The sequence below is a fragment of the Thauera terpenica 58Eu genome (assembly GCF_000443165.1).
Taxonomy (GTDB): domain Bacteria; phylum Pseudomonadota; class Gammaproteobacteria; order Burkholderiales; family Rhodocyclaceae; genus Thauera; species Thauera terpenica.
Genome location: NZ_ATJV01000001.1, coordinates 253597 through 274718, shown reverse-complemented (window position 1 = coordinate 274718; position 21122 = coordinate 253597). Strand labels below are relative to the sequence as shown.

Sequence of the window (21122 nt, the reverse complement as noted above, 5' to 3'; positions counted from 1 at the left end):
CAGGGCAGCGCCGCCCGCCTTGTGGGCAGGCGGCGCGTGCAGGCCGCGGGCGGAGCCGCAGTGTGATTACTTGACGTAGTCGTACTTGCCGCCTTGCCAGCGGTATACGACGAAGCCCGGCGCCTTCTGGTCGCCCTTGGCATCGAAGCTCAGCTCGCCGATCACGGTCTTGAAGCTGCCGTCACGCATCGCCTTCTCGAGCGCGGTGTATTTCGTGCTCTTGGCGGTGGTGGCGGCCTGCTCGAACAACTGCATCGCAGCATAGGCATACAGCACATAGCCTTCGGGCTCGATCTTGGCGGCGCGGAACTTCTCCACGATGGGGGCGGCGTCGGGGTTCTTGCGCGCGTCAGGCGAGAAGGTGAACAGCACGTTGTCGGCGGCGTCGCCGGCGGCGGTGACGAGCTCGGAGTTGGTCATGGTGTCGCCACCCATCACCGTCAGCTCCAGCCCGGCCGCCTTGGCCTGGCGCAGCAGGAGCGCGACTTCGGTGTGATAGCCGCCATAGGCCATGACTTCGACGCCAGCCTGCTTGAGCTTGGTGACGATGCCCGAGTAGTCCTTCTCGCCCGCGGTGATCGATTCACGCAGGGTGGGCTTGGCGCCCTTGGCTTCCATCGCCTTGGCGATCTCGTCGGCAAGGCCCTTGCCGTAGGCGCTCTTGTCGTCCACCACCGCCACCTTCTTGCCCTTGAAGGCGTCGGCAATGTAGTTGCCCGCCACCAGGCCTTGCTGGTCGTCACGGCCCATGATGCGGAACACGTTCTTCAGGCCGCGCTCGGTGACCTGCGGGTTGGTCGACACCGTGGCCATGAGGATGTCGGACTCGACATACACATCCGAGGCCGGAATGGTCGAGCTCGAGCACCAGTGCCCGTGCATGAACACGATGTTCTTGTTGACCATGGTGTTGGCCACTGAAACCGCCTGCTTCGGATCGCAGGCGTCGTCGCCTATCTCCAGCTTCAGCTTTTCGCCGAGCACGCCGCCCCGGGCGTTGATGTCGGCAATGGCCATTTCCGCACCGCGGCGGATCTGGTCGCCTGCGGAGGCATACTGGCCGGTCATGGGGCCGGCGATGGCGACCGTGAGGTCGGCGAGCGCGGCGCCGGAGAAGCCGCCCAGGGTGAGCACGGCGGTGGCGAGCAGGGTTTTTTTCATGGGAGGTCTCCTTTCTTGCTTCGGTGGGAAGAGGTGCATCGAACCGCTGCGGTGCGCGCCGCAGCGATTGCGTCCCGTAAGGTAAGCCAATTCTCCCGCCTTGCCATCCGTGATCGCCCTAGGTCAGGATAATCCGGCTCTGTCGCCCTCAGCCTGGTGGCGGAGGTGGCGGAGGTGGCGAGGCACGGGGCCTGATGCGTGCAGCCTCATTACGCTCATTACGCGTGCGCGTGCGCTCGCGCCCTGAGCCGGACGGGGCTTGGTGTAACATTCCGGGCAATCAATTCGCCGCCTGCCTGCCGCCGACGGTATCGCCCGAGACACAACCATGGTTCCACACCTCACCACTGCCCTGACCGGTCCCCTGCTCGAGCTCGAGCGCCAGTTCCTCGACAACGCCCCTGAAATCGAGAAGTGGTTCCGTACCCAGTGGCAGGATCATATGCCGCCTTTTTACGGCTCCACCGACCTGCGCAACTCGGGCTTCAAGCTCGCGCCGGTCGACCTGAACCTGTTCCCGGGGGGCTTCAACAACCTTAACGACGCCTTCATGCCCTTGTGCGTGCAGGCAGCGCAGTCCGCGGTGGAGCGCATCTGCCCCGATGCGAGCAGTCTGCTGCTGATCCCTGAGAACCACACCCGCAACCAGTTCTACCTGCAGAACGTGGCCAGTCTGGTCTCCATCCTGCGCCTCACCGGACTCGATGTGCGGGTCGGCAGCCTGCTGCCGGACATCGTCGAGCCCACCGTGCTGGAACTGAACAACGGCACCACGCTGACGCTCGAGCCGCTGCGGCGCAGCGGCAAGCGCCTGGGGCTGGACAATTTCGACCCCTGCGCCGTGCTGCTCAACAATGACTTGTCGGCAGGCATTCCGCCCGTCCTCAAGGGGCTGGACGAGCAGTGGGTGATCCCGCCGTTGCACGCGGGCTGGCATGTGCGGCGCAAGTCAAAGCACGCCGAGTGCTACGACCGCGTGGCGCGCGAATTCGCCACCACGATCGGAATCGATCCGTGGCGTATCAATCTTGATTTCGGCGTCTGTGGCCAGATCAACTTTCAGGAGCGCACCGGCGAGGAATGCCTCGCCGCCCAGGTCGATGCGCTGCTCACCCGCATCCGTGCCAAGTACAAGGAGTACGGCGTCACCGACGAGCCCTTCGTGGTGGTCAAGGCCGATGCCGGCACCTATGGCATGGGCGTGATGACGGTGACCGACGCCTCCGAGGTCATCGGTCTCAACCGCCGCCAGCGCAACAAGATGGCGGTGGTGAAGGAAGGCCTGCAGGTGCACGAGGTCATCATCCAGGAGGGCGTGCACACCTTCGAAACCGTCGGCGAGGGCGTGGCCGAGCCGGTGGTGTACATGATGGACCACTATGTCGTGGGCGGTTTCTACCGTATCCACACCGAGCGCGGTCGTAACGAGAACCTCAACGCGCCCGGCATGCAGTTTAAGCCGCTGGCCTTCGACACCAGCTGCATCATGCCCGACGTGGATCTGGCGCCGGATGCGCCGCCCAACCGCTTCTATGCCTATGGTGTGGTGGCGCGCCTGGCGCTGCTGGCGGCCTCGGTCGAGATCGAGGAAACCGAGCCGGTGCACGAGATCGGAGAAGCAGCATGAGCCCTGCGCTCAAACTCGCCTTCATCCTTGACCCGCTGGCCTCGCTCACGGCCTACAAGGATTCCAGCATCGCCATGATGCGCGCCGCCGCCGCGCGTGGTCATCAGGTGTGGGCGCTGCAGCGCGCCGCGCTCACCTGGCGCGACGGCGCGGTGGTGGCGCGCGCGCTGCCGATCCGCCTGCTCGCGGGCGATGCGCCGTGGTTCGAGGCCGCGGGTGCGGAGCAGGCCCTGGCCTTGACCGAGTTCGACGCGGTGCTGATGCGCCAGGACCCGCCCTTTGACTTCGAGTACGTCACCGCCACCTGGCTGCTGGAAGACGCGATGCAGGCCGGCGCGCGCGTGTTCAACAACCCGCGTGCGATTCGTGACCACTCCGAGAAGCTCGCCATCACCGAGTTTCCGCAGTTCATGGCGAGCTCCCTGGTGGCGCGCGACGCGGTCGATATCAACGCCTTCATCGACGAACTGGGTGATGTCATTCTCAAGCCGCTCGATGGCATGGGCGGCAGCCAGATCTTCCGTGTCAGGAAGGACGACCCCAACCGCAACGTCATCCTCGAGACCCTGACCGAATACGGCGCGCGCACCATCATGGCGCAGCGCTATCTGGCGCAGATCGCCGAGGGCGACAAGCGCGTGCTCATCATCGGTGGCGAAGTCGTGCCCTTCGCGCTGGCGCGCATCCCGCCGGCGGGCGAGACGCGGGGCAATCTCGCCGTCGGCGGTCGCGGCGTGGCGATGGCGCTCACCGCGCGCGAGCGCGAGATCGCCGACTACCTTGCGCCCATCCTGTGGGAACGCGGCCTGCTCATCGTCGGCCTGGATGTCATCGGGGGTCATCTCACCGAGATCAACGTCACCAGCCCGACCTGCATGGTCGAGATCGCCGCGCAGCAAGGCTTCGATGTAGCCGGTCTGGTGATCGACAAGCTGGAGCAGGCCTGCCGCTGATGGCTTCGTCCATGTCGATGGCGGCGGTCTGGCTGCGCGGGCTGGGCCTTCTGGCCTGCCTGTTGCTCCTGGGTGCGTGTTCGCGCGCCGAAGTCTTCCATCACGAGGCTTTCGTCTTCGGCACCCGTGTCGATGTCGCCGTATACGCCGAAGACCAGGCCGCTGCCGATGCCGCGGCGGCGGCGGTGCTGCGCGAGTTCGATCGCCTGCACCGCGCCTACCACGCCTGGGAACCCTCCGAGCTCAGCACCCTCAACGCCGCGCTGGCGCGTGGCGAGGCGGCGATCGTGTCGGACGAGCTCGCTGCCATGCTCAAGGACGCGCAGCACCTCGCCGCCATCAGCGACGAACTCTTCGATCCGGCTCTGGGCGGCCTGGTCGCGCTGTGGGGCTTTCACGCCGACAGCTTCGTGCCCGTGCGCCCCGACCCCGCTCAGCTGCAGGCGCTGCTGGATGCGCGCCCGCGCATGGCCGATGTGCTCATCGACGGCAATCGCATCGCAAGTCGCAACCCCGCGGTGCAGCTCGACTTTGGCGGCTATGCCAAGGGTTATGCGCTGGATCGTGCCGCGGCCATCCTCAAGGAGCGCGGCGTGGCCAATGCGCTCATCAACATCGGTGGCAACGTGCTGGCGCTGGGCAAGAAGGGCGATCAGCCCTGGCGCATCGGCATCCAGCACCCGCGCCAACCCGCGCCGCTGGCCACCCTGCCGCTCTATGACGGCGAGGCGATCGGCACCTCGGGCGACTACCAGCGCTACTTCATGCTCGACGGCGAGCGCTACGCCCACATTCTCGACCCACGTAGCGGCCAGCCCGCGCACGGCACGCAGTCGCTGACCGTGCTCGTCACACCGCGCGAAGGCAGCGCGACCGGGGTCGGCACTTTGTCCGACGCGGCCAGCAAGCCGGCCTATCTGGCGGGTGCGGGCTGGCGCGAGCAGACCCGACGTTTTGGCATCGATCATGCCTTGCGCGTGGCTGAGGACGGAAGCGTTGAGCTCACCAAGGCCTTGCGTGCGCGCCTGCAGTTCATCGGCGACATCAAGCCCGTTATTGTCGATTGAGGCGGCACACAGCGGCTGTGGCCTTGCGTGCCGGCGAACTTTGTCGACCACTGCGGGCTCTGAGCGCTCATGAATGCCTCTACCCAGGTCCGCCCCCGACGCTTGCTTCAAGCCCTGCTGCTGCTCACCGCGGTCTTGCTGCTGGGCGCTTGCAGCGCGCGTTTTGCGTATTCCCAGCTCGACTGGCTGGTGCCCTGGTATTTGCGCGACTACGTCAGCTTCAACGCCGGGCAACGCGATGTGCTCGATCAACGCCTGAGCCAACGCCTCGACTGGCACTGTCGCGCGCACTTGCCGCAGTACGTCGAGTTGCTGCGCGAGGCGCGCAGCACGCTGGCCGCCGATGAGGTCGAGGTGGCGGATCTCGAGCCCTTTGTGCAGCGCGGCGAGGCGTGGTGGGACGAGCTGCGCGGCGTGCTCGTCGCCGACGCCGCGGTACTGCTCGCAGGCTTGAGCAACGATCAGGTTCTTGAGCTGGCCGCAGCCTTCGAGCGTCAGGATCGTGAGGCGCGTGAGGAGTATCTGGGTGGCAGCGCCGAAGAGCGCGCCGCAGCTCAGATCACGCGCATGGAAAAGCGCCTGCGTAATTGGTTTGGCCGTCTCACTGCCGAGCAACAGCGCCTGGTCGCGGCCTGGAGCGTGGCGCTGCACCCGTCCACCGAGCAGTGGCTGGACGGGCGGCGGCAGTGGCAGCAGCGCGTGCTCGATGCCCTGGCGGTGCGCGACCAGGCGGCGCAGTTTGCGCCTCGCGTCGCCGCCCTTGCGGCCCCGTTCAATGCCGAGGCGCCGGCCGCGTATCAAGCGCAGCTTGCGCACAATCGGCAGCTGACGCTGCGCTTGCTGGCCGATGTGTTCAATGCCGCCACCCCGGCCCAGCGTGAGCGTGTGCGTGGCGAGCTTGACGAGCTTGGCGCGCAGTTCGGGGCCCTGGCCTGTGCGGGGCCGCAGGTCGCAGATGCAAGCTGAGCTCGTGCATGAGCGCGAGCGCCCCCGGGGCGGCGGCTTCAGGCGTCGCTCGTGGAGGCGGGCAGGACCAGGTGTTTCGCCAGCGCGTCGGCCACCAGCGCCTGCAGCCCGTGGGTGCTGGCAGGCTGGCTGGCGTGGCTGAGCAGTTCGCGCCGCATCTGGGGTGTCCACGACATCTCGATATGATGGGCGATCGAGGCCATGGCCTCCTCGCGGTCGGGGTAGGCGGCGAAGTGGTGGCCGATGCTGTTGGCCATGCGCACGAGCTTGTCGATGTCCATGTCTTGTTCAGGCAGTGAGAGTTTCGGGAAAGGTATAGGCGGTGCAACGCGTGCTGCGCGCAAAGCCGATCAGGATGAGGCCGGCGGCCTGGGCTTCGCGCACCGCCTGCGCGGTAGGTGCGGAGACCGCAGCCAGGCAGCCGATGCCGGCGGCGGCGGTCTTGTGCACCAGCTCATGGCTGGCGCGGCTGGTGATGACCACGAAGCCTGCGCGCGCGTCGTCGCCCCAGCGCAGCACCGCGCCGATGAGCTTGTCGAGCGCGTTGTGGCGGCCCACGTCCTCGCGCACCAGTTTCACGCGGCCATCGGCCGCCACCCAGGCGGCGGCATGTGCGCCACCACTGAGGCGGTGCAGCGTCTGATCGTGGGGCAGTTCATCGAGCGCGCGTGCCAGTGCCGCGCGTGAGAGCGCAAAGCGGTGTGACAGCGGTGTCACCGGTCGCATCGCCGCGGCCAGGCTGTCGACGCCGCACAGACCGCAGCCGCTCCGCCCGGCAAGCGAGCGCCGGCGCAGCTTGAGCGCGGCAAAGCATGCGCTCGCCAGTTCCATACGTACTTCAATGCCCAGCGCCGTGTGCACGACGTCCATGGCGTAGATGTCATGGCGGCGCGCGATGATGCCTTCGGTGAGGCTGAAGCCGTAGGCGAAGTCCTCGAGATCGGTGGGCGTGGTCAGCATCACCGCGTGCGAGATGCCGTTGTAGACCAGCGCCACCGCGGTTTCCTCGACCAGGCTGGCGTCGAGCACGCGCGGCGGCGCATCGGGATTGGCGTCGGACCACGCCGTCGCCTGCACCACGGCGTGGTCCGCGGGCGGGGGCAGGTCGTCGTCGGCGGCTGCGGCTGACATCGCGAAACCCTCCGGGCGCAGACGTGGATCAAGCATCGACGCGGTCCTTGCCGGTCTTGCGCTGCCCGCGTGCGGCTTCGAGATAGGCCTGCTGGCGGGCGCTGAACTCACGGTGGCGCTGTTGCCAGTCCGAAGGCTGATTCACCGCCACCACCTGCACCGCAGTGACCTTGTACTCGGGACAGTTGGTTGCCCAGTCGGAGTTGTCGGTGGTGACGACGTTGGCGCCCGACTCGGGAAAGTGGAAGGTGGTATAGACCACGCCGGGCTGCACGCGCTCGGTGACATTGGCGCGCAGCACGGTGTCGCCCGCGCGGCTCGCCACCCCCGCCCAGTCGCCATCCTTGATGCCGCGCTCTTCGGCGTCGTGGGGGTGGATCTCCAGCACGTCTTCAGCATGCCAGACGAGGTTGGCGGTGCGCCGGGTCTGCGCGCCGACGTTGTACTGGCTGAGGATGCGGCCGGTGGTCAGCAGCAGCGGGAAACGTTTGCTGGCGCGCTCATCGGTGGCGACGTAGGCGGTGAGCATGAAGCGGCCCTTGCCACGCACGAACGTGTCGACGTGCATGATCGGCGTGCCCGCGGGCGCTTCGTCGTTGCACGGCCACTGGATGCTGCCCAGCTCGTCGAGGCGGGCGTAGCTGACGCCCTTGAAGGTGGGCGTGAGGCGGGCGATCTCGTCCATGATTGCCGACGGGTGGGCGTAGTCCATCGCGTAGCCCAGCGCCTGCGCGAGCGCGATCGTGACTTCCCAGTCCGCCATGCCGGCCAGGGGCGGCATCACCTTGCGCACGCGCGAGATACGGCGCTCGGAGTTGGTGAAGGTGCCGTCCTTTTCAAGGAAGGACGAGCCCGGCAGAAAGACGTGGGCGAACTTGGCGGTCTCGTTGAGGAAGATGTCCTGCACCACCAGGCATTCCAGCGCCCGCAGCGCGGCCTCGACGTGCTGGATGTTGGGGTCGGACTGGGCGATGTCCTCACCCTGGACGTAAAGGCCCCGGAAGCTGCCATCCAGCGCCGCCTCGAACATGTTGGGGATGCGCAGGCCGGGTTCGGGGTCGAGGCTCACGTCCCAGGCCGCTTCGAACAGGCCGCGCGTGCTCGAGTCCGACACGTGGCGGTAGCCCGGCAGCTCGTGCGGGAAGGAGCCCATGTCGCAGGAGCCCTGCACGTTGTTCTGGCCGCGCAGCGGATTCACCCCCACGCCCATGCGGCCGACGTTGCCGGTGGCCATGGCGAGGTTGGCGATCGCCATCACCATGGTCGAGCCCTGCGCATGCTCGGTGACGCCCAGGCCGTAGTAGATGGCGGCATTGTGGCGCTTCGCGCAGGCGTCTGCGCCTGCATCCGCGCTTGTATTCACTGCGCCCCTTGCATACAGCCGCGCCGCGCCGCGCACCGCCTCGGCCGCCACGCCGGTGATCGCCGCCGTGGCCTCGGGTGAGTTCTCGGCGCGCGCGACGAACTCGCACCACTGCTGGAAGGCGGCATCCTCGCAGCGCGCGGCGACGTAGGCGGAATCGACCAGGCCTTCGGTGACGATGACGTGGGCGAGCGCGTTGGCCACCGCGACGTTGGTGCCCGGCATCAGTTTGAGGTGGTAGTCGGCCTGCACGTGCGGGGTCTTGACCAGCTCGATGCTGCGCGGATCGATCACGATCAGCTTCGCGCCCTCGCGCAGGCGGCGCTTGAGCAGCGAGCCGAACACCGGATGGCCCTCGGTGGGGTTGGCGCCGATCACCATCACCACGTCGGCCTGCAGCACCGAGTCGAAGGTCTGGGTGCCGGCCGACTCCCCCAGCGTCTGCTTGAGGCCGTAGCCGGTGGGCGAATGGCAGACGCGGGCGCAGGTGTCGACGTTGTTGTTGCCGAAGGCCGCGCGCACCAGCTTTTGCACCAGATAGGTTTCTTCGTTGGTGCAGCGTGAGGAGGTGATGCCCCCCACTGCGTTGCGTCCATGCTTGCTTTGAATGCGGCGGAACTCGCTGGCGGCGTGGTTCAAGGCCGTCTCCCAGCTCACCTTCTGCCAGGGCTCGTCGATGGTGTTGCGGATCATCGGCGTGGTGATGCGGTCGGGGTGGGTGGCGTAGCCCCAGGCGAAGCGGCCTTTCACGCAGGAATGGCCCATGTTCGCCTTGCCGTCCTTGTCCGGCACCATGCGCACCACTTCATTGCCCTTGACTTCAGCCTTGAACGAACAGCCCACGCCACAATAGGCGCAGGTGGTGGTGATGCTCTTTTCCGCCTGGCCCAGTTCGATGACGCTCTTTTCCATCAGGGTCGCGGTCGGGCAGGCCTGCACGCAGGCGCCGCAGGACACGCAGTCCGAGTCGAGGAAGGATTGCTCGATGCCGGCGGTGACGCGCGAATCGAAACCACGACCCGAGATCGTCAGCGCGAAGGTGCCCTGGATTTCATCGCAGGCGCGCACGCAGCGGCTGCACACGATGCACTTGGCGGCGTCGAAGCTGAAGTAGGGGTTGGAGACGTCGGGCGCGACCGCGCTGTGCGCATCGAAATGGTTACGCCCCTCCATGCCGTAGCGCACTTCGCGCAGGCCGACCACGCCGGCCATGTCCTGCAGCTCGCAGTTGCCATTGGCGGAGCAGGTCAGGCAGTCGAGCGGGTGGTCGGAGATGTAGAGCTCCATCACGCCGCGGCGCACTTCGGCAAGCTGGGTGCTGTGGGTGCGCACCACCATGCCGGCTTCCACCGGCGTGGTGCACGAGGCCGGCATGCCGCGCCGGCCTTCGATCTCGACCAGGCACAGGCGGCATGAGCCGAAGGGCTCCATGCTGTCGGTGGCGCACAGCTTGGGGATGCGGTTGCCGATGAGCTCGGCGGCGCGCATCACTGAAGTGCCGGCGGGCACGCTCACGGCTTCGCCGTCGATGCTGAGCGTGATCATCTCGGCGGAGCTGCGCGCCGGCGTGCCGTAGTCGGGTTCACGAAAAATCGTCATTGCTGTCTCCTGCTCTTGTACTGTCGCCTTGCTTGCCCCGCTGCTTGTCCCTTGGTGGGGCCGGCGCGGCGCTGGGCTCACGCCCCTGCGGCGGTGTCGATGCCGAAGTCCTCGGGGAAGTGCTTCAGTGCGGACTGCACCGGGTAGGGGGTCATGCCGCCCATCGCGCACAGCGAGCCGGCGAGCATGGTGTCGCACAGCGAGCCGAGCAGGGCGAGGTTTCGGTCGCGCTCCTCGCCGGCGATGATGCGGTCGATGACTTCCACGCCGCGCACCGAGCCGATGCGACAGGGCGTGCACTTGCCGCAGGACTCCTCGGCGCAGAAGGCCATCGCGTGGCGTGCCATCTTCGCCATGTCCACGCTGTCGTCAAAGGCGACGATGCCGCCGTGGCCGACCATCGCCCCCATGGCGGCGTATTGCTCGTAGTCGAGCGCGACGTCGAACTGCGCCGCCGGCAGGTAGGCGCCCAGCGGTCCGCCCACTTGCGCGGTGCGCAGCGCTCGTCCGCTGGCGCTGCCGCCGCCGTAGTCTTCGAGCAGTTCGCGCAGCGTCACACCGAAGGCTTTTTCCACCAGGCCGGGGCGACGCAGGTTGCCCGCAAGCTGGAAGGGCAGGGTGCCGCGTGAGCGCCCCAGGCCGTAGTCGCGGTAAAAGGCCGCGCCGCGCGCGAGGATGATGGGTAGGCTGGCCAGGCTGATGACGTTGTTGACTACCGTGGGCTGGCCGAACAGACCGGACACTGCCGGCAGGGGCGGCTTGGCGCGCACCACACCGCGCTTGCCCTCGATGCTCTCCAGCATCGAGGTTTCCTCGCCGCAGATGTAGGCGCCGGCGCCCAGGCGCAAGTCGATGTCGAAGGCGCGGCCGCTGTCGGCCACGTTCGTCCCCAGCCAGCCGGCGGCGCGAGCGCGTTCGATGGCGACCTGCAGGGTGCGATGGGCGTGCGGGTACTCGGAGCGCAGGTAGAGGTAGCCCAGGCTTGCTCCCACTGCGAGGCCGGCGATGGTCATGCCTTCGATCAGGCAGTAGGGGTCGCCTTCCATCAGCATGCGGTCGGAAAAGGTGCCGGAGTCGCCCTCGTCGGCGTTGCAGGCGATGTATTTTTGCGCTGCCGGCGTGTCGAGCACCGTCTTCCACTTGATGCCGGTGGGGAAGGCGGCGCCACCACGGCCACGCAGACCGGAGTCGGTGACCTCCTGCACCACCGTGGCGGGGGTGAGCGCGACTGCGCGCTTCAGGCCGGCAAAGCCGCCGTGGGCCAGGTAGTCGTCCAGGCTCAGTGGATCAGTCACGCCGACGCGGGCGAAGGTGAGGCGTTCCTGGCGGGCGAGGAAGGGGATCTGTTCGGTCTGGCCCTGGCACAGTGCGTGCCCCTGTTCGCCCTGGTGAAAACCGGCATCGAACAGGCCGGGTACGTCTTCCGCCTGCACCGGGCCGTAGGCGACACGGCCGTGCGCGGTGTCGACCTCGACCAGGGGTTCGAGCCAGAACAGGCCGCGCGAACCGTTGCGTACCAGTTCGATCGCGATGCCGCGCGCTTGGGCTTGGTGCCGGATCGCGCGCGCGACCTGCTCGGCGCCCAGCGACAGCGCGCTGGAATCGATGGGGACGTAGATGCGGACGCTCATGCCGAGGCTCCTTCGCCAGCGGGGTGCTGGAGTTCTTCGACGATGGCGTCGAAGCGGCGCGCGCTGACGCGGCCGAAGATGTCGTCATCCACCCGTATCGCCGGCGAACAGGCGCAGTTGCCGAGGCAATACACCGGCTCCAGCGTCACCGTGCCGTCGGCGGTGGTCTGATGAAAGTCGACGCCGAGTTGTGCCTTGACGTGGGCCTCGAGCGCTTCCGCGCCCATCGCCAGACAGGACTCGGCGCGGCATATCTGAACGATGTGGCGGCCGGGTGGGCTGCGGCGGAAGTGGGGGTAAAAGCTGACCACGCCCTGTATTTCGGCGCGCGACAGATTGAGCGCGCTGGCGATCATCGGCAGTGCTTCGTCAGGCACGTAGCCGAAGCTGTCCTGGATGGCGTGCAGCATGGGCAGGGTGGCGCCCGGGCGGGCACGGTGCGCGTCGATCAGGGCGTGGAGGCGGGCTTGGGTGGGCAATGGGTTCGTCACGGCGGGACTCCGCAGGGGCATCGGATAATGCGGACGATAGGCGAGGTTTGAGTTCTTTCAAAGCAAATCGTTTTCAGGTCACGTGTTTTTGCCGGGGGGGCTTGGTGAGCGAATCGGCCGCGCGTGATCAGCGCGCGACGTGGCGGGGGCGCTGGCGAGGCGGGTTTGAAGCGTGAGCTGCGAATACCTCGCCTTCATCGACGGAGTTGTCATTATTCAGGTCCAAGTTGTCGTTTCCAGACAAGTGGTTCGTGATGCGTGGGCTTAAGGTTTGGCGCCCACAATCAGAGGAGACAAAATCATGACTGCAGAGCAGCGTTGGGTGTTGAAGGTGGCGTGTCCGAGCAAATCCGGCCAGGTCGCGGCGATCTCGGGGTTTCTGGATGGCCACGGCTGTTACATCAATGAGTTCTCCTGCTTCGACGACGACCTGAGCCAGCGCTTCTTCGTGCGCGCGGTGTTTCGTCCGGGTTCGGATGCTGCTGTGATTCCGTCAAGCCTGCGCGCTGACTTCGAGCCGGTCGCTGCGCGTTTTCAGATGGAATGGGCGATGCACGCGCTGTCCGAGCGGCCGAAGGTGCTGATCATGGTGTCCAGGCTCGACCATTGCCTGCGTGACCTGTTGTACCGCTGGCGCATTGGCGAATTGAAGATCGACATCGTCGGCGTGGTGTCCAACCATCCCGATCTCGGTCCGCTGGTGGCGGCCGATGGCCTGCCTTTCCATCACCTGCCGATCAGCGAGGCGACCAAGCCGGAGCAGGAAGCCAAGCTGATGCAGATCGTGGACTCGACCGGTGCCGAACTGGTGGTGCTGGCGCGCTACATGCAGGTGCTGTCGCAGGAGCTGTGCCACCAGCTCGAAGGCCGTGCGATCAACATCCACCACTCCTTTCTGCCCGGCTTCAAGGGTGCCAAGCCCTACCATCAGGCCTACGCACGCGGGGTCAAGCTCATTGGCGCGACCGCACACTATGTGACGACCGACCTGGATGAGGGTCCTATCATCGAGCAGGTCGTCGAGCGCGTGAGCCATGCCGGCGGTGCCGAACAGCTACTGTCGGTGGGGCGCGACATGGAGTGCCAGGCGTTGGCGCGCGCGGTGCGTTACCACCTCGAGCGCAGGGTATTCCTCAACGGTACGCGCACGGTGGTTCTCATCTAAACTGCTTTCACATACAAGAATAATCCGCCAGGGGCGCCAGATCCCACGGAAACCGAGGCCCCGCGGCGGCGTCACGCCAGCGGAGGCTTTGCGGGGAAGGAGACAAGCAATTGGACAAGGAGTCGAGCTCGGATCGAGCCGTCAGCCATTGGGGCGGGCGCGGCGCAGGCGAGCCGGTGCGCGTTGGTTTTCTGCTCGTGCCCGGGTTCTCGCTGATCAGTTTCGGTGCAGTGGTCGACCCATTGCGTCTTGCCAACACGGTGGCCAGAAAAGCCCTCTATCAGTGCGTCACGCTCACGCTCAACGGCGCCTCGGTGCGCTCCAGTGCAGGGGTGTGCATCACCCCTGACTGCGCGGCGGATGATGCCATGGAGCTCGACGCCATACTGGTGCTCGGCCCCAATCCCTTGCCGACGACGGGCAACGAACCCATCGTGCGCTGGCTGCGAGCGCAGGCCGCGAACGGCGTGGCGCTGGGCGGAGTGGACACCGGCAGTTACTTTCTGGCCTGCGCCGGGTTGCTCGACGGTTATCGCAGCACCATCCACTGGGAAGACATGGATTCGCTGCTCGACCGTTTTCCGCGCCTGGTGGTGTCGTCCAAGCTCTACGAGGTCGACCGCAACCGCTGCTCGTGCAGCGGGGGTATTGCGCCGGTGGAGATGATGATCCACCTCATCGGTCTGGGTGAGGGCGGGCCTCGGGTCGGCGCGGCGGTGGCCGAGCTGCTGCTCTACGATTGCCGGGGTTCGGAGGGGCGGCAAAGAACCGCGCTGCGTGACGTGGCCGCGACTTCGCATCCGAAGCTGGTCGAAGCCATCAAGCTCATGGAGTGCAACATCGAAGAGCCGCTGACGATGGAGGAGATCGCGAAACACATGCAGTTCTCGGCGCGGCAGATCGAGCGCCTGTTTCGCGAAACACTCAACTGCACGCCGCGCCAGTACTACCTGCAATTGCGTCTGGAGCGCGCCCGCCAGCTCATGACCCGCACCAACCGCTCGATTGCCGACATCGTCATGGCTTGCGGCTTTGTCTCCTTTGCGCATTTTTCCCATCGCTACAACGCGTGCTTCGGCATTTCGCCCAGCGCCGATCGCCGCCGGCAGGCTGTCGATGGCGATCGGTACGCCAATGTGACCGCGGACGCCAAGGCCACTTCAGGCCAGCACGGCGACGGCGACGCGCGCGATGAAGACGCTGACGCGCTCGACGAAAACGCTCCGCAGCACTGATTTCGGCTGACATTCCGCCCGCTCGGGCGCGCGCCTGTCGCGCCTGAGCCTGTGCGTGGCGTGCCCCGGACGGGGCTCGTGCACATCGCCAGATGCCATTAACTTCGTCTATCCGTGGAAAAGTCGTTTTTACGCAAGTGCACGTCGGCAGGCGGAAATTCTGCTCCTGCGGCCTTCTCTAGCATTGGCTCACCTTGTCAGTACGCAGTTTGAGTGCGACCGGCAGGCTGGATACCAAAGACCGAAACCAAAGGAGTGACAAGCGATGACGAATGCGGCCAATGACATCAAGTCGATGAGCGAGATGAAGGATCTGTTGCGCATCGAGAACGGGGAAAAGGTGAAGCACACTTTCTCCGACCAGGAATACATCAACCGCCAGTCCAAGCTGCGCGCCCACATGGCCGCCAACAACATCGACGCCATCCTGTTTACGTCGATGCACAACATCAACTACTACAGCGACTTCCTGTACTGCTCCTTCGGTCGCCCCTACGGCCTGGTCGTGACCCAGGACAAGGTGGTGTCGATCAGCGCCAACATCGATGGTGGCCAACCCTGGCGTCGCACCTTCGGTGACTACAACGTGGTCTACACCGACTGGCGCCGTGACAACTATTTCCGTGCCGTGCAGCAGGAAATCCCCAACAAGGGTCGGGTCGGGGTGGAGTTCGACCACATCCCGGTCGAGCGTCTGGAAAAGCTGAAGGCAGCGCTGCCGGCGGCTCAGCTGGTCGACGTCGGCCCGGGCACGATGCGCATGCGCATGATCAAGTCCGATGAGGAAATCGTCCTCATCAAGCACGGCGCCAATGTGTGTGACGTCGGTGGCGCAGCGGTGGCCGCAGCGGTGCACGAGGGCGCACCCGAGCACGAAGTGGCGCTGGCCGGCACGCAGGCGATGATCCGCGAGATTGCCAAGCGCTTCCCGGATTCGGAGCTGATGGACACCTGGACCTGGTTCCAGTCGGGCATCAACACCGACGGCGCCCACAACCCGGTGACCACACGCAAGGTGCAAAAGGGCGACATCCTGTCCCTGAACTGCTTCTCGATGATCTCGGGCTACTACACCGCGCTCGAGCGCACGATGTTCTTCGACCACGTCGACGACGCCTCGCTGAAGGCGTGGGAGGTCAACGTCAAGGTGCACGAGGCCGGTCTGAAGCTGGTGAAGCCGGGCGTGCGCTGCTGCGACCTCGCCGCTGAGCTCAACGAGATCTTTGCCGAGCACGGCCTGCTGCAGTACCGCACCTTCGGCTACGGCCACTCCTTCGGTGTGCTGTCGCACTACTACGGTCGCGAAGCCGGGCTGGAGTTCCGTGAAGACATCGAAACCGTGCTCGAGCCGAACATGGTGGTGTCGATCGAGCCGATGATCATGCTGCCCGAAGGCATGCCGGGCGCCGGTGGCTACCGCGAGCACGACATCCTGGTCGTGACCGAGAACGGTGCGGAAAACATCACCGGCTTTGGCTACGGTCCGAAGCACAACATCATCAAGGCTTGAGCGTAGTCTGCTGCAGCCGCCGCCGGGTCAGGCGCCAGTGAAGGCTTGACCCGGCGCAGGCTTGCCCTGGACACGTTTCAAGGCAAGCGCGGCGGGCGCCATTCAGCGCTCTGAATCCGCCACGCCCAATAATGAAGAGGAGACCACGAGATGAACAGTGTTCATATTTCCGAGCTGACCTGGCCCGTGTACGACGCCAAGGTCCGCGACGGCAAGACGCCGGTGCTGATTCCGGTCGGCGCGCTCGAGCAGCATGGCCCGCACATGTCCATGAACCCGGACGTGCTGTTGCCGACTGCCATTTCCGAGCGGGTCGCTGCGCGCATCGATGCCCTGGTCGCGCCGGCCATCGCCTACGGCTACAAATCGCAGCAAAAGAGCGGCGGCGGAAACCATATGCCGGGCACGACCAGCCTGGATGGGCAGACCGTGACCTCGACGATCAAGGACGTGCTGAAGGAGCTTGCGCGCCACGGCGTACGCAAGACCGTGCTGGTCAATGGTCACTACGAGAACTCCGCCTTCATCGTCGAAGGCGTCGACCTTGCCCAGCGCGAGCTGCGCTGGGACGGCATTCGCGATTTCTCCACGGTAGTCCTGTCGTACTGGGACTTCGTCACCCAGGACGCGATCGATGCCATCTACCAGGGCGAGTTTCCCGGTTGGGCAGTGGAGCATGGAGGCGTGCTCGAGACCTCGCTCATGCTGCACCTGCATCCCCACCTGGTCGATATGGAGCAGGTCTGCGACCACGCCCCGGCCGAGTTCCCGCCCTACGATTTCTTTCCCATCAAGCCGGAATGGACCCCCGCCTCGGGCTGCCTGTCCTCGGCGAAGCGGGCTTCGGCCGAACACGGCGAAACCCTGCTGAAAGTCTGCGTCGACGGCATCAGCCACGAGCTGGCCACCGCCTTCGACTGAGCTTCGTGCCGGTGCTTCGGCGCCGGCCCTGGCTTGTCCAGTGATTCACCTGTAGCGATGTCTGGTCGCGGGTGAGCCCTGCGCGCTGCGCGCCGCTCATGACAGGAGAAAAAACACCCATTGATCGAGGTTTGCTCCCGCGCGCGGGAGATTTTGTGCCGAACCCGTCGCCGCGTTCTCCCCAAGGCGGCGACGGAGTCTCGGTCGGTCGACACGGCCCAAGCCGGTGTCGAACCAAAATAATGAGGAGACAGACATGAATTCCTGGGTGGTTGATACTTTCTTGCTGCTCAATGCAGTGATGCTGGCGATTGCGTTCGGTACGGCGTGGTTGCGTTCTTCGCGTGAAAACCGTCAGGGCGGAAGGTGAGATCATGGACTACACCACACTCAACTGGGTGCTGATGATCGCCACCTTCGCGGTGATGATAGGCGTGGGCGCGATGTCGTCGCGTACCGTCAGTGAAAGCGACGAAGGTGGCTTTCTGCTCGCTGGCCGAAGTCTTGGCCCCTTTGTCGGCGCGAGCACCATCGTCGCCACCGGCTTCAGCGGATGGGGCTTCATGGGCTCGCCCGGCGTGGCCCATGAGTTCGGCGCGATCGAAGTCCTGGGCAACTTCTTCTTTGCCCCGGCGATGATGATTGCCGTGCTGTTCTTCGCCAACTCGATGCAGAAGCGCGCGCTCAAGATGGGCAGCAACACCATTCCCGAATACATCGCGCAAATCCATGGCGGCGGTGACGGCGGGCGTCTGTTGCAAGGCGTGGCCGCCATCATCACCATCGTGCTGCTGATGGTGTTCATGGTCAGCCAGATCAAGGCGGTCGGCATGCTGGGCGCGTCGTGGCTGGGCATAGACATGACCACCAGCGCGTGGATGATGATCTCCATCATCATCATCTACACCATGTGGGGTGGGTTGGCGGCCGTGGCCTGGACCGACACCATCATGGTGTGCGGCATGGTCGTGGGCGCCCTGGTCATCACCGGGCAGATGTTCTTCAGCGTCGACCTGAGCGACTGGGTGACCCGACTCAACGACATCAATCCCTCGCTGCTCAATCCGGAAACGGCTGCGCCTTACGGTGACAGCAAGAGCTCGGTGTTCTTCGTGCTGCCGTACGCCTTCCTGTTTGCTGCGGTCCTGCCCTACATGGCGGTGCGCTTCCTGGCTTTCCGCCCGGACGTGAAGATGCACCGGGTCGGAGTGTATGTGGCGCTGATGGGCGGGGTGCTGAGCCTGATCCCCATCGTCGGCCTGTACATGCGCGCCTATGGGCCTGCACTGGCTGAAGCAGACCAGGCCATGCCGATGTATCTGCAGACCTTCATGCACCCTGCGGTGCAGGGCATCATCACCCTGTTCATCATCTTTGCGATGAAGTCCACGGCCAACTCGATGCTGCACACGGTCGCCTCGGCCACCTCGCACGACATCCGGCTGGCGCTGTTCAAGGATGCCCAGCACGACTCGCCGCGTGCGCTCTCCATCAATCGCCTGGCGGTGGTCGGTCTGGGCCTGCTTGGCTTGTTCATGATGATGTACGCACCGCCGTTCATGCTGTCGTGGCTGGGCATCCTGGGTTCGGGCACCTTGCTCGCGGCGATGATCGGTCCTGTGTTCATCTCGACCTTCTGGCAGGGCACGGTGCCGGGGGCATTGGCGGCGATGATCGTTGGCTTCCTCACCAGCGGCACCCTGATGCTGGCGAGCGACATGGGTTGGGTCGAGGGCCCGCTGATCGGCTGCCTGGCATCGTCGGTGTGCTACTTCGTGGTGTCGATGGCGACCCGGGGCAGCGCCCAGGTGCAGGTTCGCCGCGCCTGATCGAGGCCGGGCGAGCGCGGTGGCGACTGCCGCAGAGCTCGCCCGCGAGGTCGGTGAGCGACGTATCCAGACAAGTGTGTGGCGTGGACAGGCAAATCGCCTCGCTGCGCCACTTCTACCATCCTGATGCGCGCGCAGGAGGCGACGCCCCACGGCGACGTCTCCTTTTCGTGCTTTCACTGCCAACCCAGGGATAAAGCCATGTCTCACGCACGCCAGTTCAGTGTCGAAATCTCTCCGCTGCAGGGCGACCAAGGGCGCGCGCGCCTGCAGCAGGTCATCACCGGTCTGCAGGCGATGGGGCCGGAGTTCGTGTCCGTCACCTACGGCGCTGGCGGCGCCACCGAGCAGGCTTCGCTGGCCGCGCTGGAGCAGGTGCAGGCTGCAGGCGCGGTGGGCGTGCCGCATCTGTCGGCGATCGGCATGCAGCGTGCGTCGGTGCGCGCCTTGCTGGCGCATTATCGGGCGCTGGGTGTGCGCCGCCTGGTGATCCTGCGCGGGGATGCGCCTTCTGGCCAGCGCGGCAGCGGGGATTTCCTGTTTGCCGGTGAATTGGTGCGCTTCATCCGCGCCGAGTGCGGAGCGCACTTCCATCTGGATGTTGCCGCCTTTCCCGAATGTCATCCCCAGGCGCGCAACAGCGATGAGGACTTGCGCCATTTCAAGGCCAAGGTCGAGGCCGGGGCCGATTCGGCCATCACCCAGTATTTCTTCAATCCCGATGCCTATGCCGATTTCATCGAGCGTTGTGCGGCCACCGGGATCACCATCCCGATCGTGCCCGGCATCATGCCGATCGGCAGTTTCTCGCGCCTGGTGGGTTTCTCCGAGGCCCGTGGCATCGAGATTCCGCGCTGGATCAGCATGCGCATGGCGGCGTACGGTGACGACAAGGCCTCGATCCGGGCGCTTGGCATCGAGCTCGCAGTGCGTCTGTGTGAGCGCCTGCTCACGCTCGGTGCGCCCGGCCTGCATTTCTTCAGTCTCAACGACGACGCCCGGGTTGCCGAGATCTGGCGCAGCCTGAATCTGCCGAGCAGCGGAACAGGCACAGGAACCGCCGCGGCCAAGGTGGCCTGAGCGTTGTTGTGGCGCTGGGCGCTGTGAGTGCAGGGGACTGACGCCGCCAGCGCCGTAAGTGGCGAGCCTTCGGGTGCACTCCTGTGCAGTGTTCACCTTTTGGCGCGCGCGCAGGTTTGCCGCTAAGCTTGCGCCCTCGTTTGCTTCGAGGTGCCCGCGCCTGGCGCGGGAGAATCGGAAAGGTGGTGCAAACCCACCGCGCGCCCAGCGCCGTGAAGGGGATTGTCCGGGCAAGGTTCGCCCAGCCACTGGCTCGCAAGGGCCGGGAAGGCGTCCGGATGAGATGATCCGCAGCCGGAAGGCCGGCCTCGAAGCCTTGTGTACAGCCGTCTGGTCGGCGGCTGTCTTCTGCTCGACGACAAGGGGAATACTTCATGAGCAGCCCGACCCCGGCGCATTGCGCGCCGCTTCACGACGACCACGCGCGCTTCCAGACTGATCCGCAGTTCGGCGCCGCCGAACGCGATGCGGTGTATCGCGCCATCCACACCCGCCGCGACGTGCGCGGCGAATTCCTGCCCGACCCTATCCCCGACGAGGTGCTCGCGCGCGTGCTCACCGCCGCCCACCACGCGCCTTCGGTCGGCTTCATGCAGCCCTGGGATTTCATCGTGGTGCGCTCGCGCGAAGTGCGCGCGAAGATCCATGCCGACTTCCTTGCCGCCCACGCTGAAGCCGAGCAGATGTTCGACGCGGACAAGCGTGCCACCTACCGCAATCTCAAGCTCGAAGGCATCCTCGAGTCGCCGGTCAATATTTGCGTCACCTGCGATCGCAGCCGCCACGGTCCGGTGGTGATCGGCCGCACCCACATCGGCGCGATGGATGTGTATAGCGCCGTGTGCGCGGTGCAGAACCTGTGGCTCGCCGCGCGCGCGGAGAACCTGGGCGTGGGCTGGGTGAGCATCCTGCACCCGCCGGCGCTGCGCGCGGCGCTTGGCATCCCGCAAGAGATCATCCCGATCGCCTACCTGTGCATCGGCTACGTGCGCGACTTCCACGCCCGCCCCGAACTGGAAGCGGCCGGCTGGATCGAGCGCATGGCGCTGCCCGCGCTGCTGCATTTCGACGGCTGGCAGGGCGCGGCGGACGAAGCGGGCGAAGGCTTGCTGGACGCGGTGCGTGCGCAACCGTCTACGCTGCGCTGAGCGCAGTTCACGCCTATGACGGGCTTCAGCTTGGTTTGACTCTGTAACACTCTTAGCGGCTTGACCCCTGGCCTTGAGCGCGCCCCTTATCGGCGTGCTCAGGGCCATTTTGCGTGCCCTGCGCCTGCGCTTCCGGCGCATCTGCGCCCCGTCCCCCATGTCGATAACGCGAAAAAATGTGGCGGTATCAGGACAGTCGAGGAATCCCGACATTTTCATACTGTGCTCGACGGCTTTTTCTTATT

General features: G+C 65.8%; 17 protein-coding genes and 1 riboswitch. Of the genes, 11 read left to right on the top strand and 6 right to left on the bottom strand.

Annotation, left to right across the window (positions count from 1 at the left end):
* Nucleotides 1-66: 66 nt before the first annotated feature.
* Nucleotides 67-1161 (bottom strand): branched-chain amino acid ABC transporter substrate-binding protein, encoded by a 1095-nt coding sequence (locus M622_RS21975; protein WP_021247707.1) that lies wholly within the window; start codon nt 1159-1161, stop codon nt 67-69.
* 328 nt (nt 1162-1489) lie between these two features.
* Between M622_RS21975 and gshA the strand changes: the two genes are divergently transcribed.
* The 4 genes from gshA (at nt 1490) to M622_RS21955 (ending at nt 5774) form a co-directional block, all read left to right on the top strand.
* Complete coding sequence (gshA, locus tag M622_RS21970) at nt 1490-2788, top strand: glutamate--cysteine ligase (protein WP_021247706.1); 1299 nt, start codon at nt 1490-1492, stop codon at nt 2786-2788.
* Entirely contained in the window at nt 2785-3741 is a 957-nt protein-coding gene (gene gshB / locus M622_RS21965; protein WP_021247705.1) for a glutathione synthase, read from the top strand. Before gshA ends, gshB begins: the two co-directional genes overlap by 4 nt.
* A complete protein-coding gene (locus M622_RS21960) occupies nt 3741-4808 on the top strand; it encodes an FAD:protein FMN transferase (RefSeq protein WP_021247704.1) in 1068 nt (355 codons plus the stop codon). Before gshB ends, M622_RS21960 begins: the two co-directional genes overlap by 1 nt.
* A gap of 69 nt (nt 4809-4877) precedes the next feature.
* The gene (locus M622_RS21955; RefSeq protein WP_031346076.1) at nt 4878-5774 is read left to right on the top strand and encodes a DUF6279 family lipoprotein; all 897 of its coding nucleotides are present in this window, start codon (nt 4878-4880) and stop codon (nt 5772-5774) included.
* Between the two features lie 38 nt (nt 5775-5812).
* Here M622_RS21955 and M622_RS21950 read toward each other — a convergent pair whose 3' ends face one another.
* From M622_RS21950 to M622_RS21930, 5 genes are all read right to left on the bottom strand, one after another.
* Entirely contained in the window at nt 5813-6055 is a 243-nt protein-coding gene (locus tag M622_RS21950; RefSeq protein ID WP_021247702.1) for a formate dehydrogenase subunit delta, read from the bottom strand.
* A 7-nt stretch (nt 6056-6062) separates the two neighbouring features.
* The gene (fdhD, locus tag M622_RS21945) at nt 6063-6941 is read right to left on the bottom strand and encodes a formate dehydrogenase accessory sulfurtransferase FdhD (protein ID WP_021247701.1); all 879 of its coding nucleotides are present in this window, start codon (nt 6939-6941) and stop codon (nt 6063-6065) included.
* The gene (gene fdhF, locus M622_RS21940) at nt 6934-9867 is read right to left on the bottom strand and encodes a formate dehydrogenase subunit alpha (protein WP_021247700.1); all 2934 of its coding nucleotides are present in this window, start codon (nt 9865-9867) and stop codon (nt 6934-6936) included. Before fdhF ends, fdhD begins: the two co-directional genes overlap by 8 nt.
* A 77-nt stretch (nt 9868-9944) precedes the next feature.
* Nucleotides 9945-11498: a formate dehydrogenase beta subunit gene (locus M622_RS21935; protein ID WP_021247699.1), complete on the bottom strand. Its 1554-nt coding sequence runs from the start codon at nt 11496-11498 to the stop codon at nt 9945-9947.
* Entirely contained in the window at nt 11495-11989 is a 495-nt protein-coding gene (locus M622_RS21930; RefSeq protein ID WP_031346075.1) for a formate dehydrogenase subunit gamma, read from the bottom strand. Before M622_RS21930 ends, M622_RS21935 begins: the two co-directional genes overlap by 4 nt.
* A 301-nt stretch (nt 11990-12290) precedes the next feature.
* Between M622_RS21930 and purU the strand changes: the two genes are divergently transcribed.
* The 7 genes from purU (at nt 12291) to bluB (ending at nt 20877) form a co-directional block, all read left to right on the top strand.
* Nucleotides 12291-13154 carry a formyltetrahydrofolate deformylase gene (purU, locus tag M622_RS21925; protein WP_021247697.1) on the top strand — a complete coding sequence of 288 codons (864 nt, stop codon included), beginning with the start codon at nt 12291-12293 and terminating at the stop codon, nt 13152-13154.
* Between the two features lie 110 nt (nt 13155-13264).
* A complete protein-coding gene (locus tag M622_RS21920; protein WP_021247696.1) occupies nt 13265-14389 on the top strand; it encodes a GlxA family transcriptional regulator in 1125 nt (374 codons plus the stop codon).
* A gap of 265 nt (nt 14390-14654) precedes the next feature.
* The gene (locus M622_RS21915; protein ID WP_021247695.1) at nt 14655-15899 is read left to right on the top strand and encodes a M24 family metallopeptidase; all 1245 of its coding nucleotides are present in this window, start codon (nt 14655-14657) and stop codon (nt 15897-15899) included.
* A gap of 150 nt (nt 15900-16049) precedes the next feature.
* Nucleotides 16050-16820: a creatininase gene (locus M622_RS21910; protein ID WP_021247694.1), complete on the top strand. Its 771-nt coding sequence runs from the start codon at nt 16050-16052 to the stop codon at nt 16818-16820.
* 374 nt (nt 16821-17194) lie between these two features.
* Entirely contained in the window at nt 17195-18649 is a 1455-nt protein-coding gene (locus M622_RS21905) for a sodium:solute symporter family protein (RefSeq protein ID WP_021247692.1), read from the top strand.
* A 201-nt stretch (nt 18650-18850) separates the two neighbouring features.
* Nucleotides 18851-19729: a methylenetetrahydrofolate reductase gene (locus M622_RS21900; RefSeq protein WP_021247691.1), complete on the top strand. Its 879-nt coding sequence runs from the start codon at nt 18851-18853 to the stop codon at nt 19727-19729.
* A 131-nt stretch (nt 19730-19860) separates the two neighbouring features.
* Nucleotides 19861-20054, top strand: a riboswitch (cobalamin riboswitch).
* A 49-nt stretch (nt 20055-20103) separates the two neighbouring features.
* Nucleotides 20104-20877, top strand: a complete 774-nt coding sequence (gene bluB, locus M622_RS21895; RefSeq protein WP_021247690.1) for a 5,6-dimethylbenzimidazole synthase — start codon at nt 20104-20106, stop codon at nt 20875-20877.
* The last annotated feature ends 245 nt before the right edge of the window (nt 20878-21122 follow it).